The organism is Modestobacter italicus (assembly GCF_000306785.1).
In the GTDB taxonomy this organism is placed as follows: domain Bacteria; phylum Actinomycetota; class Actinomycetes; order Mycobacteriales; family Geodermatophilaceae; genus Modestobacter; species Modestobacter italicus.
Genome location: NC_017955.1, coordinates 287,168 through 301,651, shown reverse-complemented (window position 1 = coordinate 301,651; position 14,484 = coordinate 287,168). Strand labels below are relative to the sequence as shown.

The following is a 14,484-nucleotide window of genomic DNA, read 5'->3' as shown; positions in this document are numbered from 1 at the left end:
CTCAGTCGTCGTCGCCGGTGGGGCGGGCGAGCAGGTCGCGCCGCTCGTAGACCTCGGCGGCCTCGCGGACCAGCGCCGCGCACACCGGCGCCGAGTAGGTGGTCTCCAGCCGGTCGGCCAGCTCGGCCAGGGCCGCCCCGGTCGAGGCCCGCGGCCGCAGCGCGTTGTACATGGCGAGCACCTCGGCGTCGGGGATCGCGGTCATCTCCGCGGCCCGGCGGAAGTTGCCGGCCAGCTGCGGCCGGCCGCTCGCGTCGGCGATCTCGGCCTGCAGCAGCAGCGTCTCCGGCGCGATGCGGAGGTCCTCGGCGGAGAGCTCGCCGGAGACGACGGCGTCCATCGTCAGCGCCGTGATCGGCTTCCCGGTCGGGGTGCGCAGCAGGTCCGGCCGGTTGATCGACAGCGGGTAGTCGTTCCGGGTCAGCGCAGTCATGCGGGGTGCTCCCTCGGTGTCGCGACGGGTGCGGTCACCGTGACACGGGTCACGTTGCCTGTTCGTTGCCTGCCGGGAGCCGACCCTTGTCGGCGACGGTGGCGGCGCGGTTTGCTGCCGCCATGAGCACCTCTGTGAGCCACGAGCAGGCCCGTCGGATCCTGGACGCCGGCATCGCGAAGGCCGAGGAGATCGGCCAGCCGATGAACATCGCGGTGGTCGACGACGGCGGGCACCTGGTGGCCTTCGGCCGGATGGACGGCGCCATCCGGGCGAGCATCGACATCTCCACCCGCAAGGCCGTGACGTCGGTGCTGATGAACGCGCCCACGGCGGCGCTCACCGACCTGGTCCAGCCCGGCGCCGAGCTCTACGGCCTCGAGCACACCGCCGGCGGCATGGTCGCCTTCGGCGGCGGCATCCCGCTGCACCGCGACGGCGAGCTCGTCGGCGCGGTGGGGGTCAGCGCGGGCTCGGTGGCGCAGGACGTCGCGGTGGCCACCGCCGCGGCTGCGGCGCTGGACTCCTGACCGGGCGCGGCTGGTTGCCGCGGGCGGCGCCCCTGGGCGAGGATCCACCCCGGAGAGGCGGCGCCGCGGCGAGGCGCCGGACGGCGATGTCAGCAGAGCGGGCACGGCACGGCGGCTCCCCGGCGCCCGAGGTCACCGGCGACCCGCGGGCGCACGCCCGCGGCCTGGCCGAGGTGTTCGACGCGGTGCTGGGCGACCGGCCGAGCCGGCAGGCACCGCGCCCGGTGGTCTCGGAGTCGTGGCGGCGCAGCCTGGCCGCGCACGTCGACCCCGACCACCGGACGCCACCGGTCGTCTTCGCCGCCGACCAGCTGCCCGACCTGCGCGCGGCGCACCCGCTCAGCGCGTGCCTGCCGGTGCTGCGCAGCACGCTGGGCGCCATCGCCGACGACGCGATGCACGTCATGCTGGTCACCGACGCCGAGGGGCACATCCTGTGGCGGGACGGCGCCGCGGCGGTGCTGTCGACCGCCGACGGGGTCGGGCTGGTCCCCGGGGCGCGGTGGAGCGAGAGCGCCATCGGGACCAACGCGATGGGCACCGCGCTGGCGGTCGACGCGCCGGTCCAGATCCACTCCGCGGAGCACCTGGTCCGGACCTACCACGGCTGGACCTGCGTAGCCGCCCCGGTCCACGACCCGGAGACCGGCGCGATCCTCGGCGCGGTCGACGTCAGCGGCCCGCTGCACACCGTGCACCCGGCGCTGCTGCAGCTGGTGTCGGCCACCGCCCGGCTCGCCGAGGCCGAGCTGCGGGTCCGGCTGGCCCTCGCCGACGAGCAGCTGCGGATGCGGCTGCTGCCGCACCTGACCGGCCTGGGCGGCGCCCCCGGGGCGCTGGTCAGCGCCGCCGGCCGGGTGCTCGCCGGGCAGCCCTGGGGCTGGTGGCCCGACCGCGTCCCGGTGCCGGCGGGCGACCGCCCGCTGCAGGTGAACGGCCGCGAGGTGGTGGTCGAGCCGCTCGACGGCGCGCACCTGCTGCGGGTCGTCGCGCCGGGCCCGGCGGTGCCCCGTGCGCCGCAGCCCCGGCTGGCGCTGCGGCTGCTCGGCAACGGGGTGCCCCACGTGCTGGTCAACGGGCGCACGGTGCCGCTGACGCTGCGGCTGGCCGAGGTGCTCGCCGTGCTGGCGCTGCACCCGGCCGGCCTGACCGGCGAGCGGCTCGCCGCCCTGGTCTACGGCGACGCCGGCAACCAGACGACGGTGCGCGGGGAGGTGCGCCGGCTGCGCGCCCTCATCGGCCCGGAGCTGCTGCGCACCCGGCCCTACCGGCTGGTGCCCACCGTGGTCAGCGACGTCGCGCAGGTGCAGGCCGCGCTGCAGGCCGGCCGCGCCCAGGCGGCGCTGGCCGCCTGCCCCGGGCCGCTGCTGCCCGGGTCCGACGCCCCGGCGATCCGGGAGCTGCGCGACGAGCTGGGGGCCGGGCTGCGCCGCGCCGTGCTCGCCACCGGGGACCTGGACCTGCTCCAGGCCTTCACCGCGCACCCGCTCGGCCGCACCGACCTCGAGGCCCACGACCGGCTGGTGGCGAGCCTCCCGGTGCACGACCCGCGCTGGCGCCGGGCCGCCCACCGGCGGGCTCGGGTCCAGGCCGACTCCTGACCCCGCCGTCCGACCGCGTCCAGCGGTCCGCCGCCCCTCAGGTGGGGACGAGTTCGGCGGCCGGCGTGGACCGGGGAGCCGGGACGACCACGGCGGGGCCGCGCACCGCCCGCACCACCTCCCGCAGGTCCAGCTCGGGCAGCAGCCGGGTGCTGGCCCCCACCTGGACGAGCGGGGCCGCCTGCAGCGCGCGGTCCAGCCGGCCGCCCGCACCGGCCCGCGACTGGTGCGGGTCGGTCCAGCTCAACGGGTCGATGCTGCGCAGCGCGTCCACGGCCAGGGCGACCGGCTCGCCGTCCACCTCCAGCACCAGCAGGCAGGTCGCCGCGGTGGTCGCCGGTGCCGGCCGCCCCAGCAGCGAGGCGAGGCAGAGCACCGGCAGCGCGGCACCGCGGTGCACCGTCAGGCCCAGCACGCCCGGCGCAGCGCCGCCGGCGGTCATCGACGCCGGCCACGGCACGATCTCGGCCACGTGGTCCAGGGGCGTGGCGACGTCCACCCCGACGGAGAGCACGAGGTACGGCGGACCGACCGCGGGACCCGCGGTCCGGACGCCGTCCGTCGGGTCGGCCGTGCGGCCGACCTCGGTGTTCATCGCCGCCAGCCCGCGCACGCGCGGGTCGCCGAGCAGCGCGGCACCGTCGAGGACCAGGCACGCGACGTCGCCGACCAGCGCGATGCCCTCCAGCAGCTCCGGGTGGGGCACCGCGTAGGTCGGCACCGGGAGCAGCTGGTCGTCGGGCAGCTGCACCAGGTCGAGCAGTTCGTCCAGCGCCAGGACGACGTGGCCCCGGCCGGTGTCCAGGACGAGACCGGCCCCCGGCGGGGTGTCGGCGCGGCGGCCGAGCCCGAGCAGCACCAGCGGGTCGACCACGCCGACCTCCCGGCCCGCGTACTCGGTGACCCCCGGCACGAGGGTGCTGCGCAGCGGCGACGGCCGGGCCTCGGGGCTGGGCAGCGTGGTGTGCACGTGGGTGACGTCGACCGCCAGCACGTGCCCACCGCAGCGGACCCGGGTGACCGTCCGCCCCGTCCCGGCCGGCCGGCCGGCGCCCTCCACGACGACCGCCGCGGTGGACCGGGTGACGTCGGCGACGGTCGGCACCCCCGGCAGCCGGAGCACGGCGGCCGCGTCCAGCACGCTGGTCGCCCGGCCGGTCTCGGGGTGCAGGAAGGTGTGCGAGAACAGCAGCTCACCGGTCTGCGCCCGCATCGGCAGCAGCGCCGCCGCCGGCACCCGGCTCACCCCGCACACCTCGTCGGCCAGCAGCCCCAGCGCCTGCCCCTCCCAGGCGATGACCACGACCACCTGGTCCGGCCGGCGTCCGGTGTCCCGGCCGAGCAGGACCCGCAGGTCGACGACCGGCAGCACGGTGGTGCGCAGGTCCATCGCGCCGAGCAGCCCGGGGGCCTCGGCGGGCAGGCCGGACAGCGCCTGCGGACACGGCACGACCTCGCGCAGGGCGTGCAGCGGCAGCGCGACGTCCACCCCGGCGAGCCGGACCATGCCGTAGACGTCGACCGCCGGCCCGCCGGGACCGGTGCTCATCTCCTGCGTCCGACGGGTGCTCAGGAGACCGTCTCGCCGGAGACGAGCTCGGCGATCAGGGCGTCGACCTGCTGGGAGGCCACCTGCTGCCTGCCGGTGGCCGCCGAGATCGCCCGGATGACCTGGTTGGTCTCGGCCACGCTCGACACGATCCGTTCGAACGCCTCGCTCGCCCGCTGGGAGACCGTCGAGCCCTGCTCGACCCGCTCGGCGGACTCCTCGATGAGCTTGCCGATCTGCTGAGAGGCGTCGAAGGACCGCTCGGCCAGCTTGCGCACCTCGCCGGCCACGATGGAGAAGCCGACACCGTGCTCACCGGCCCGGGCTGCCTCGATCGAGGCGTTGAAGGCCAGCAGGTTGGTCTGGTTGGCGATCTCCCCCATCACCCGGACGATCTCGCCGATGGACACCGACGAGCGCTGGATCAGGCTGATCGCCTCCAGCGAGGCACGCAGCGCCGCCACCCCCTGCTCGGCGTCCCCGTGGGTCTTCTCCGCCAGGGTGGTCGCCGCCGAGGAGCTGGCGGCGATCGCCTCGATGGACTCCGACAGGTGCCGCACGGAGGCGGTCATGTCCCGGGTGCCGGCGGCGACCCGGCGCTCCCGGACCACGTCCGCCGTCACGTCGTAGGCGTACTTGACGACCCGCACCGGGTTCCCGGCCAGGTCGAGCACGGGGTTGTAGGTGGCCTGGATGTGCACCTCGCGGCCGAACTTGCCGACCCGCTCGAACCGGCCCGCGATGAGCTCCCCCTTGCCGAGGCGCAACCAGAAGTCGCGGTACTCCTCCGACACCCGGTAGCGGTCGCTGCAGAACAGGCTGTGGTGCTGCCCGCCGATCTCCCACATCGAGTAGCCCATGGTGCGCAGGAAGTTCTCGTTGGCGGAGAGGATCGTGCCGTCGAGGTCGAACTCGATGACCGCCTGGGCCCTGTCCACGGCGTTGAGCCGCGCCTCGATGTCGGCGTTGCGCTGCTCGGTGGCGGTCACGTCGGTGGCGAACTTGACGATCTTCAGGGGCGTGCCGTCGTCGTCCAGGATCGGGTTGTAGGTCGCCTGGATCCACACGTCCTCGCCGTCCTTGCGGATGCGGCGGAACTCCCCGGTCTGGAACTCCCCGGCCGCCAGCCGCTCCCAGAAGGTCGCGTAGGCGTCCGTCGCGATGTACTCGGGGTCGCAGAAGATCCGGTGGTGCCTGCCCCGGATCTCGTCCAGGCCGTAGCCCAGGACGGCGAGGAAGTTGGGGTTGGCGGTCAGCACCCGCCCCTCGAGGTCGAACTCGATGACGGCCTGCGCCCGGTCGATGGCCGCGACCTTGCCGCGGGCCTCGGCCGCCTGGCGCTGCGCGGCCGTGATGTCGGTGGCGAACTCGACCACCTTGAGCGGGCGGCCCCGCAGGTCGAGGATCGGGTTGTAGGTGGCCCGCAACCACATCTGGCGGCCGCCCTTGGCCAGCCGCTTGTAGACCCCGCTGGTGTACTCCCCGCGGGCCAGGTCGGCCCAGAAGCGCGCGTGCTCCTCGCTCGCCGCGTCGGCGGGCTCGCAGAACATCCGGTGGTGCCGGCCGACGACCTCGTCGAGCTGGTAGCCCGTCGCGTCCAGGAAGTTCTGGTTGGCCGTCAGCACGTGGCCGGTGAGGTCGAACTCGATGACCGCCTGGGAACGGTCGATGGCGGCGACCTTGCCGGTGTGCTCGGCCGCAGCCAGCTTGGCGGCGGTGACGTCGGTGGCCAGCTCGACGATCCTCAGGGGCGTGCCGTCGTCGTCCAGGACCGGGTTGTAGGTGGCCTGCAGCCACACCTCCCGCCCGCCCTTGGCGAGCCGGACGAACTCGCCGGTGCGGTACGCGCCCCCGGCCAGGTCGGTCCAGAACTGCGCGTACTCGGGGCTGGCGGCGTGCTCGGGGCAGCAGAACACCCGGTGGTGCCGGCCGACGACCTCGTCGAGCTCGTAGCCCATGACGTCGAGGAAGGCCTGGTTCGCCGTGACCACGTGCCCGGTGAGGTCGTACTCGATGAGCGCCTGGGAGCGGTGCAGCGCGGCGATGAGGCCGGCGTGCTGCGCGGACGGTGCGGCGGACGGCGGGGGCGTGGCGGCGGGCATCGATGCCTCCGGAGGGTGACGTGCGGGACGTCGTGGAGCGGCCAGCTGTTCGACCGGGTCGGTCCTGTCATCGGCAGGGAACGATCGCGGTCGACCCTGTTGCGCGCCTCCGGCGTGCCGAACGGCAGAGGGCCCCGGCGCGCGCTCGCGCCGGGGCCCTCTGCCGTGCGGGGTCCTCAGACCGTGAAGCGGCGGACGGCGTCCTGGAGCTCGTCGCTCATCCGGGCCAGGTCCGCCGCTGAGCGCTGCGCCTCGGCCACCCCCTGGTTGGTCTGCTGCGTGCCCGCGGCGAGCCCGGAGATGGCCGTCGCGATGCTGCGCGAGCTGCTGGCCGCCTCGGCCACGTTGCGGTTCATCTCGTTGGTCGTCGCGGTCTGCTCCTCCACCGCGGCGGCGATGGTGGCCTGGTAGTCGTTGATCTGGCCGATCACGGTGCTGATCTCGCCGATGGCGGAGACCGCGCCCGCGGTGTCGGCCTGGATCGCCTCGACCCGCTGGGAGATGTCCTCGGTGGCCCGCGCGGTCTCCTGCGCCAGCTCCTTGACCTCGCTGGCCACCACGGCGAAGCCCTCGCCGGCGCGGGCGGCCTCGATGGTGGCGTTGAGCGCGAGCAGGTTGGTCTGCTCGGCGATGCCGTTGATCAGCTTGACCACGGTCGCGATCTCCTGCGAGGAGTCGCCCAGCTTGCCGACGGTTCGGGTGGTGTTCTCCGCGACGCTGACCGCCTGGCCGGCCACCCGGGAGGCCTCGCTCGCGTTCTGCGAGATCTCCCGGATCGCCGCCTCCATCTGCTGCGAGCCGGTGGCCACGGTGTCCACGCTGAAGGCGACCTCGCCGGCCGAGGCGACGACGACGTCGGCCTGGCCGGTGGCGGCGCGGGCGCTGTCGGCCATCCCGCTGGCGCCGGTGTTCAGCGCCTGCGACGCCACGGCCAGCCGGCCGGCGGAGTCACCGACCAGGCTGAGCACGCCGCTGAGCGCCACCAGGGTGCCGTCGAGGGAGCGAGCGACCTCGTTGAGCTCGGCGCCACCGGTCTCGCCGGCCCGCACGCTCAGGTCGCCACCGGCGACCTGGTCCAGCACCTCCTTGATCCGCTGGACCGGGCGCATCACCGACCGGACGATGAGCAGCGCGAGGACGACCGACACCGCCAGGCCGACGAGGACGATCGCGACGGTGAGGGTGCGGGCCGAGGAGTAGGCGTCCCGGGCCTCCTGCACGGTGGTCTCGGCGGACACCGCGGCGGCGTCGGTCGCGGCGACGAGCGAGCTCTCGATGGTGGCCTCGGCGGTGTTCATCGCCTGCAGGATCGCGGGGGTCTGCGCCGGGTCGGCGCCGGCCTGCAGCTGGCCCAGCGCGGTGAGGTAGCTGGTCACCGAGTCCGAGAAGTCGGCGAACGCGGCCGCCGCGTCCGGGGAGAGCGGCATGCCGGCGACGGCGGCCTGGTCCGCGGTCAGCTCCTGCGCGGCCGCGGCGGCGGCCTGCTGCTCGTCGGCGATGGTGGCCGGCGGCAGCGCGACGATGGCGGCCCGGGCGGTGTGCGCGCTGAGGGTCCACCAGTCGGCCTGCAGCTGGCGCAGCCCGTCCAGCGGCACCGCGCCGTCGCTGTAGACCTCGTCGGCCTGGGTGCTCAGCGCGGACATCCGGGCGATGCCGACCGCGCCGACGGCGAGGGTGGTCAGGGCGACCACCAGGATGGCCGCCAGCAGGCGGCCGCGCAGGCCGACCCGCTCGAGCAGGTGGGCGGGGGAGCGCGAGCCGCGCTCGGCGTCGAGGGCGTCCATGTCAGCTGTCATCGGCAGGACCCGGGCCTTCTCGACCCGAGCACCACCGCCGTTCCTAGACGCGGTGGTCCCGGCGGTCAGCGGGGCAGCGACGCCAGGAAGGCCGCGACGCCGTCGGCGTCGTTGGCGTCGGTGACGTCGGTCGCCGCGGCGAGGACGTCGGGGTGCGCGTGCGCCATCGCCACCGCGCGCCCGCCGCCCTCCCGGACCCAGTCGAAGGCGGCCAGGTCGTTGGGCATGTCCCCGAAGTAGACGACGTCGCCGGGACCCAGACCGCGGGCCGCCGCCACCCGGGCCAGCCCGGTGGCCTTGGTGACCCCGCGCGCGGAGATCTCGGCGAGCGCGTCGGAGGAGGAGTTCGTGACCGTGGCAGTGTCGCCGACCACCTCGGTCACCAGCTCGACGAACTCGTCCCGGGGCAGGTGCTCGTGCCGGGCCAGCAGCTTGGCCACCGGCTGCGCCACCATCTCCGGCAGCGTCGCCTCCGCGACCCCGGGCGCGTCGACGTCCCAGCGCGGCTTGTAGATCGGCTCGTGCCGGAACTGGTCGCCGTACTCGACGGCGAACCAGGTGTCGGGCTGCCGGCGGCGGAGCTCGCCGGTGATCGCCCGCAGCACGTCGGGGGTCAGCGGGTGCTCCTCCAGCACCGTGAACCCGCCCAGGTCCAGCAGCACCGCGCCGTTGCAGCAGATCGCCGTGCCGCCGCCCAGCCGGTCCCGCACGCCGAGCATCCAGCGCGGGGGGCGCCCGGTGGCGAGCACCAGCGGCACCCCGGCGTCCGCCCAGCGCTGCAGCTCGGCGAGGGTCCCGTCGCTGATCGTCTCGTCGCTGCGCAGCAGCGTCCCGTCGAGGTCGCTGACGATGAGCTGCGGCCGCCAGTCAGACACGCCCGGCCCCCAGGGCCAGCACGGCCTCGACGTAGCGGGCCACGCCGTCGGCGTCCGAGCCGCTGGTCCGGTCCGCGGCGGCGGCCAGCACCTCCGGGTGGGCGTTGGCCATCGCCACCGCCCGGCCGCCGGCCCGGGTCACCGCCTCGATCATCGGCAGGTCGTTGGGCATGTCGCCGAAGACGAGGACGTCGCCGAACGACACGCCGTGGTGGTCGAGCGCCACCGCGAGCCCGGTGGCCTTCGTGACCCCCGGCGGCAGCACCTCGATGAAGCCCAGGCCGGCGTGGGTCAGCTCGGCGACCGCCGGGTCGACGACCCCGCGGGCCAGCGCGAGCAGCTCGTCCTCGCCCAGCCGCGAGGAGCGCAGGAACACCTTGAGCATCTGCGGTAATAGACGGGCTCCGTCACCGAGGCGGGGTGCTCGCGGGCGTCACCGGCGAGGCTCGACCTTTTGCTGCCCGCCGTGTTCTGTCGTGGCCTTCGTAGTGAGTGCCCGCCGGTGACGTTCGCCGAGGTCCGGGCGGCTGACGCTTGATAGGAGCATGGGCTCACGGCGGCCCGCAGATGCATGCGCTGCGCCCGGGCACCGGCGGTTCGCCAGCTCGCTGGACCGGGATGGAGACGCATGCTCGCCGGGATCGACACCCACAAAGACACCCTCGCCGTCGCGGTCATCGATGACACCGGCCGCCCGGCGGTGGTCACTGAGCTGGCCAACACCGAGGCCGGCTTCGACGCTCTGGAACTGCTGCTGGAGGAGCACACGGTGACCCGGGTGGGCATCGAGGGCTCGGGCAACTACGGCCGCGGTGCCGCGGTCCGCCTCGTGCTCACCGGCGGGCTGGAGGTGGTGGAAGTACCACCGAGCCTGACCAGCCGGGAACGCTCGGGCCGGCCCGGGCAGGGCAAAACCGACCCGGTCGATGCGGTCGCCATCGCCCGGATCACCGCCCGCGAGGCCGGGCTGCCGGCGGTCCGGTTGGCCATCGGCGTGGCCGCGGACCTGCGGGCGCTGGCGGACTACCGCGCCCAGCTGGTGGCCGAGCGCACCGCGCTGGCCAACCGCACCCACTCCGAGCTGCACGGCCTGCTGCCCGGCTACCAGGCCACCATCCCCCGGCTGACCGCCCCGACGTTCCTCACCGCCGCGCAAGACCTGCTCGACGGCGACACCAGCGTGCGGGCGCAGCTGACCCGCCGCCGGCTGATCCGCTGGGCCAGCTCACCGCCGAGATCCGGGACCTCACCGGGCTGATCACCACCGCGATCGCCGAGGTCGAGACCGGGCTGACCGACCTCTACGGCGTCGGCCCGGTGGGCGCGGCCACCATCCTCGGCGAGGTCGCCGACATCCGCCGCTACCGCTCCCGGCACGCCTTCGCCGCCGCCAACGGCACCGCCCCCATCCCGGCCTCCTCCGGGCGCACCACCCGGCACCGGCTCAACCGCTCAGGCAACCGAACCTTGAACCGGGTGCTCTACACGATCGCGATCACCCAGATCCGCGCCGACACCGAGGGCCGGGCCTACTACCTGCGCAAACGCGCCGAAGGGAAGACCAGCCGGGAAGCCCTGCGCTGCCTCAACGACGACTCTCCGACGTCGTCTACAAGACCCTGCAGGACGACCTCGCGGCTCACCCGCTACCGGAGCTGGCCGGCGCCGCCGCACCGGGACGGTGAGTGCGGCAGCGGCAAACGGGACGCGTCTCTACGGCCGAAGCCAGCTGCGCGACAGGCTTGCAGTCCCGAACCTGATCTTCGCTACGGCCAGTCCACCGCACCCACCGCCGAACCGGACGCTACGCCCGACCAGCGTTGACACATAGGAGCTCACCGCGCCGACCGGCAGCACCTCGTGCCGCGGCAGCAGGTGCGCAGGCTCCGGGTAGGGCCAGTCGAAGCCGTGCTGGACCCGCAGCGGGCGCAGCGCCTCGGACTGCTCGGCGGCGTCCTCGACCGCGACGATCAGCTCGCCGGTGACCTCCTCGATCGCGGCGATGACGGCGGTGGCGTCCTCCCGCGACATGCCGACGGTGCGCAGCACCTCGGTGCGGTCACCGACACCGAAGTCGACGACGTACCCGCCCTGCGCCAGCACCGCGATGCCGGTGCCGCCGAGCGCGGCGCGGACGCTCTCCAGCAGCCGGGGCCCGCGGCCGGTGACGCCGACGAACGGCACACCGGCGGCCCGGCAGGCGTCGATCGCCGCCCGGGTGCGCGGGCTCACCTCGCCCGCGGAGGTCAGCAGCGTCCCGTCCAGGTCGCTGGCGACCAGCCGGGGCCGCCACCCGTCCAGCTCCACGGCGAGGTCGGGCAGCTCGACCACCGTCCGCGCCCCCTGCTCGGGGACGAACGCCGGCCGGACCGGCTGGCTGCTGGTCACAGCAGCTGCGCCGGGGCGAGCGCCATGCCCGGGCTGAGCACCGCGTGCCCGCCCAGCCACGGCCGCAGCGCCGCCGGCACGTGCACCGAGCCGTCGGCCTGCTGGTGCACCTCGAGCAGGCAGGCGATGGTGCGGGCGATCGCACACAGCGTGCCGTTGAGGGTGGCCACCGGCTGCGGCTTCCCGTCGGCGTCCCGGGAGCGGATGGCCAGCCGGCGGGACTGGAAGGTGGTGCAGTCCGAGGTGCTGGTCAGCTCGCGGTAGGTGCCCTGGCTGGGGAACCACGCCTCGATGTCGAACTTGCGGGCGGCGCTGGTGCCGAGGTCGCCGGCGGCGATGTCGACCACCCGGTAGGGCAGCTCCAGGAGCTGGAGGAACTCCTCCTCCCACTGCAGCAGCCGGCGGTGCTCGGCCTCGGCCTCATCGGGCGCGCAGAAGCTGAACATCTCGACCTTGTCGAACCAGTGCACCCGGATGATGCCGCGGGTGTCCTTGCCGTAGGAGCCGGCCTCGCGGCGGAAGCAGGACGACCAGCCGGCGTACCGCCGGGGGCCGGCGGACAGGTCGAGGACCTCCCGCGCGTGCATCCCGGCCAGCGCGACCTCCGACGTCCCGACGAGGTACAGGTCGTCCCGCTCGATCCGGTACACCTCCTCGTCGTGCTCGCCGAGGAACCCGGTGCCCTCCATCGCCTCGGGCTTGACCAGCGCCGGGGCGACCACCGGGGTGAACCCGGCGGCGACCGCGCGGCTGACCGCCAGCTGGGCGAGGGCGAACTCCAGCAGCGCGCCGGGGCCGGTGAGGAAGTAGAACCGCGCACCGGAGACCTTCGCGCCGCGCTCCATGTCGATCGCGCCGAGCGCCTCGCCGATCTGCAGGTGGTCCTTGACCTCGAAGTCGTAGGTCGGCACCTCGCCCACGGTGCGCAGGGTGACCGCGTCGTCCTCGCCGCCCGGCGGCACGTCGGGGTGGACGACGTTGGGGATGCGCAGGTGCAGGGCGTGCAGCGCGGCGTCCGCGGTGCGCTCGGCCTCCTCCGCCTCCTTCACCGCCGCGGCCAGCGCCTTGGCCTTCTCCAGCACGGCCGGGCGCTCCTCCTTGGAGGCGCCGCGGACCGCCTGCGAGGCGGCCTTCTGCTCCCCGCGCAGGTCGTCGGCGGCCTTGACCGCGGCCCGGCGCTCGGCGTCGGCGGCCAGCAGCGCGTCGACCAGGGACTCGTCGGCACCCCGGGCACGCTGGCTGGCGCGGACGAGGTCGGGGTTCTCGCGGACGAGGCGCAGGTCGATCACGCCCTGATCGTAGGTGGCCGCCCCCGCCGTCCCAGGCACAGGAACCTCTGCACCCGGTTCCCGTCCTGGAAGTGGGTGCACAGGCTCCTGTGCCTGGACCGGTACCGGGCTGGGACACTGGGGGCATGCGCTTCCTCGGTGACCGCCGGCCCGAACACGACCTGACCTACGCCGACGTCTTCATGGTGCCGGCGCACTCCACGGTCGGCTCCCGGCTCGAGGTCGACCTGACCACGCCGGACCGGGTCGGGACGACGATCCCGGTGGTGGTCGCCAACATGACGGCGATCTCCGGACGACGGATGGCCGAGACGGTGGCCCGCCGCGGCGGGCTGGCCGTGCTGCCGCAGGACATCCCGATCGACGTCGTCGGCGAGGTGGTGTCCTGGGTCAAGGCCCGGCACCCGGTCTACGACACCCCGATCACCCTCGGCCCGACCTCCACCGTGGCCGAGGCGCTGTCGCTGATGGGCAAGCGCGCGCACGGCGTGGTGGTGGTCGTCGAGCAGGGCCGGCCGGTCGGCATCGTCACCGACGGCTCCTGCGCGGACGTCGACCGGTTCACCCAGCTCTCGCAGGTCATGACCCCCGACCCGCTCACCATCCCGGCCGGCACCGACCTGCCCAAGGTGTTCGACGTGCTCTCCGACGAGCGGGTCAACGCCGCCCCCGTGGTCGAGGGCGACCGGCTGGTCGGCGTCATCACCCGCAAGGGCGCGCTGCGCTCCTCGATGTACACCCCGGCGGTCAACGAGCACGGCCAGCTGCTCACCTCCGCCGCCGTCGGCATCAACGGCGACGTCGCCGGCAAGGCCGGGGCGCTGCTCGCCCACGGGGTCGACGTGCTGGTCGTGGACACCGCGCACGGGCACCAGGAGAAGGCCATCGAGGCGGTGCGCGCCGTCCGCTCGGTCGCCGGCAGCGCGCCGGTCGTGGCCGGCAACGTGGTCACCGCCCAGGGCACCCGCGACCTCATCGAGGCCGGCGCGGACGTCGTCAAGGTCGGTGTCGGCCCCGGCGCCATGTGCACCACCCGGATGATGACCGGCGTCGGGCGCCCGCAGTTCTCCGCCGTGGAGGAGTGCGCCGCGGCCGCGCGCGAGCTGGGCCGGCACGTCTGGGCCGACGGCGGCGTGCGGCACCCGCGCGACGTCGCGCTGGCGCTGGCCGCCGGCGCGGCGAACGTGATGGTCGGCTCCTGGTTCGCCGGCACCTACGAGAGCGCCGGCGACCTGTACGACGACGGGAACGGCCGCCGGTACAAGGAGAGCTTCGGGATGGCCTCGGCCCGCGCGGTCCGGGCCCGCACCGCCACGCAGAGCGGCTTCGACCGGGCCCGGGCCGGGCTGTTTGAGGAGGGCATCAGCTCCTCGCGGATGTACCTCGACCCGGCCCGCCCCGGCGTCGAGGACCTGATCGACGGGATCGTGGCCGGCGTCCGCTCGTCGTGCACCTACGCCGGGGCGCGCAGCGTCGACGAGCTGCACGAGCGCGCGGTGCTGGGGGTGCAGAGCGCGGCCGGCTACGAGGAGGGCCGCCCGCTGCCGACCAGCTGGTGAGGGCGCTGCCGCCGGACCGCTTCGAGGAGCTGGTCGCCGATGCGCTCGACGAGGTGCCGGAGCAGCTGATGGCGCTGCTGGACAACGTCGTCGTCCTGGTCGAGGACCGCAACCCCGACGAGCCGGACCTGCTCGGCCTCTACGAGGGCTACGCGCTGACCGAGCGCGGCGCCGACTACGGCGGCTCCCTGCCCGACCGGATCATGATCTACCGCGAGGCGATCTGCGACGTCTGCGACGACGAGGAGCAGGTGGCCGAGGAGGTCGCGATCACCGTCGTCCACGAGATCGCGCACCACTTCGGCATCGAGGAGGAGAAGCTCCACGCCCTCGGCTGGGGCTGATGAAGGACCCCGTCCCCC

Annotated in this window: 13 protein-coding genes and 1 pseudogene; 6 read left to right on the top strand and 8 right to left on the bottom strand. The window is 74.6% G+C overall.

Going from position 1 to position 14,484, the window contains the following annotated elements; genetic code table 11:
• Position 1: 1 nt before the first annotated feature.
• A pseudogene (locus tag MODMU_RS01470) lies at positions 2-436 on the bottom strand (diol dehydratase small subunit); the annotation flags it as partial.
• A 119-nt stretch (positions 437-555) separates the two neighbouring features.
• Between MODMU_RS01470 and MODMU_RS01465 the strand changes: the two are divergent.
• Both MODMU_RS01465 and MODMU_RS01460 read left to right on the top strand, forming a co-directional pair.
• Positions 556-963, top strand: a complete 408-nt coding sequence (locus tag MODMU_RS01465) for a GlcG/HbpS family heme-binding protein (protein ID WP_041794840.1) — start codon at positions 556-558, stop codon at positions 961-963.
• 86 nt (positions 964-1,049) lie between these two features.
• Positions 1,050-2,564 (top strand): helix-turn-helix domain-containing protein, encoded by a 1,515-nt coding sequence (locus MODMU_RS01460; protein WP_014738370.1) that lies wholly within the window; start codon positions 1,050-1,052, stop codon positions 2,562-2,564.
• Between the two features lie 37 nt (positions 2,565-2,601).
• Here the strand turns inward: MODMU_RS01460 and MODMU_RS01455 are convergent, their stop codons facing one another.
• The 5 genes from MODMU_RS01455 to MODMU_RS01435 form a co-directional block, all read right to left on the bottom strand.
• A complete protein-coding gene (locus MODMU_RS01455; RefSeq protein ID WP_014738369.1) occupies positions 2,602-4,113 on the bottom strand; it encodes a chemotaxis protein CheW in 1,512 nt (503 codons plus the stop codon).
• A 20-nt stretch (positions 4,114-4,133) separates the two neighbouring features.
• Positions 4,134-6,215: a methyl-accepting chemotaxis protein gene (locus MODMU_RS01450; RefSeq protein WP_014738368.1), complete on the bottom strand. Its 2,082-nt coding sequence runs from the start codon at positions 6,213-6,215 to the stop codon at positions 4,134-4,136.
• A 176-nt stretch (positions 6,216-6,391) separates the two neighbouring features.
• The gene (locus MODMU_RS01445) at positions 6,392-8,011 is read right to left on the bottom strand and encodes a methyl-accepting chemotaxis protein (RefSeq protein WP_231851740.1); all 1,620 of its coding nucleotides are present in this window, start codon (positions 8,009-8,011) and stop codon (positions 6,392-6,394) included.
• A 65-nt stretch (positions 8,012-8,076) separates the two neighbouring features.
• On the bottom strand, positions 8,077-8,886 hold the full coding sequence (locus MODMU_RS01440; protein ID WP_014738366.1) for an HAD family hydrolase: 810 nt from the start codon (positions 8,884-8,886) through the stop codon (positions 8,077-8,079).
• Positions 8,879-9,271 carry an HAD family hydrolase gene (locus MODMU_RS01435; protein WP_041794839.1) on the bottom strand — a complete coding sequence of 131 codons (393 nt, stop codon included), beginning with the start codon at positions 9,269-9,271 and terminating at the stop codon, positions 8,879-8,881. The genes MODMU_RS01440 and MODMU_RS01435 overlap by 8 nt, the downstream gene beginning before the upstream one ends.
• A 243-nt stretch (positions 9,272-9,514) precedes the next feature.
• Here MODMU_RS01435 and MODMU_RS29225 point away from each other — a divergent pair, with 243 nt between their 5' ends.
• Both MODMU_RS29225 and MODMU_RS29220 read left to right on the top strand, forming a co-directional pair.
• The gene (locus MODMU_RS29225) at positions 9,515-10,144 is read left to right on the top strand and encodes an IS110 family transposase (RefSeq protein ID WP_014738365.1); all 630 of its coding nucleotides are present in this window, start codon (positions 9,515-9,517) and stop codon (positions 10,142-10,144) included.
• Positions 10,145-10,203: 59 nt separating this feature from the next.
• Complete coding sequence (locus MODMU_RS29220) at positions 10,204-10,710, top strand: IS110 family transposase (protein WP_231851739.1); 507 nt, start codon at positions 10,204-10,206, stop codon at positions 10,708-10,710.
• On the opposite strand, the gene MODMU_RS26630 is transcribed toward MODMU_RS29220, so the two are convergent.
• Positions 10,600-11,274, bottom strand: coding sequence for an HAD family hydrolase (locus MODMU_RS26630; protein ID WP_083869636.1), 675 nt, complete (start codon positions 11,272-11,274; stop codon positions 10,600-10,602). The two genes, MODMU_RS29220 and MODMU_RS26630, sit on opposite strands and share 111 nt — an antisense overlap.
• Positions 11,271-12,563, bottom strand: a complete 1,293-nt coding sequence (gene serS, locus MODMU_RS01420) for a serine--tRNA ligase (RefSeq protein WP_014738364.1) — start codon at positions 12,561-12,563, stop codon at positions 11,271-11,273. The genes MODMU_RS26630 and serS overlap by 4 nt, the downstream gene beginning before the upstream one ends.
• Positions 12,564-12,688: 125 nt before the next feature.
• Between serS and MODMU_RS01415 the strand changes: the two genes are divergently transcribed.
• Both MODMU_RS01415 and MODMU_RS01410 read left to right on the top strand, forming a co-directional pair.
• Positions 12,689-14,122, top strand: a complete 1,434-nt coding sequence (locus tag MODMU_RS01415; protein ID WP_014738363.1) for a GuaB1 family IMP dehydrogenase-related protein — start codon at positions 12,689-12,691, stop codon at positions 14,120-14,122.
• Positions 14,119-14,466 (top strand): metallopeptidase family protein, encoded by a 348-nt coding sequence (locus tag MODMU_RS01410; RefSeq protein WP_014738362.1) that lies wholly within the window; start codon positions 14,119-14,121, stop codon positions 14,464-14,466. Before MODMU_RS01415 ends, MODMU_RS01410 begins: the two co-directional genes overlap by 4 nt.
• Positions 14,467-14,484: the final 18 nt, after the last annotated feature.

Excerpts from the sequence above, each read along its gene's own strand:
- MODMU_RS01415 (WP_014738363.1), top strand. The coding sequence starts at position 12,689 with ATGCGCTTCCTCGGTGACCGCCGGCCCGAACACGACCTGACCTACGCC.
- MODMU_RS01445 (WP_231851740.1), bottom strand. The coding sequence starts at position 8,011 with ATGACAGCTGACATGGACGCCCTCGACGCCGAGCGCGGCTCGCGCTCC.
- MODMU_RS01435 (WP_041794839.1), bottom strand. The coding sequence starts at position 9,271 with ATGCTCAAGGTGTTCCTGCGCTCCTCGCGGCTGGGCGAGGACGAGCTG.
- MODMU_RS01460 (WP_014738370.1), top strand. The coding sequence starts at position 1,050 with ATGTCAGCAGAGCGGGCACGGCACGGCGGCTCCCCGGCGCCCGAGGTC.
- MODMU_RS01465 (WP_041794840.1), top strand. The coding sequence starts at position 556 with ATGAGCACCTCTGTGAGCCACGAGCAGGCCCGTCGGATCCTGGACGCC.
- MODMU_RS01455 (WP_014738369.1), bottom strand. The coding sequence starts at position 4,113 with ATGAGCACCGGTCCCGGCGGGCCGGCGGTCGACGTCTACGGCATGGTC.
- MODMU_RS01450 (WP_014738368.1), bottom strand. The coding sequence starts at position 6,215 with ATGCCCGCCGCCACGCCCCCGCCGTCCGCCGCACCGTCCGCGCAGCAC.
- MODMU_RS29225 (WP_014738365.1), top strand. The coding sequence starts at position 9,515 with ATGCTCGCCGGGATCGACACCCACAAAGACACCCTCGCCGTCGCGGTC.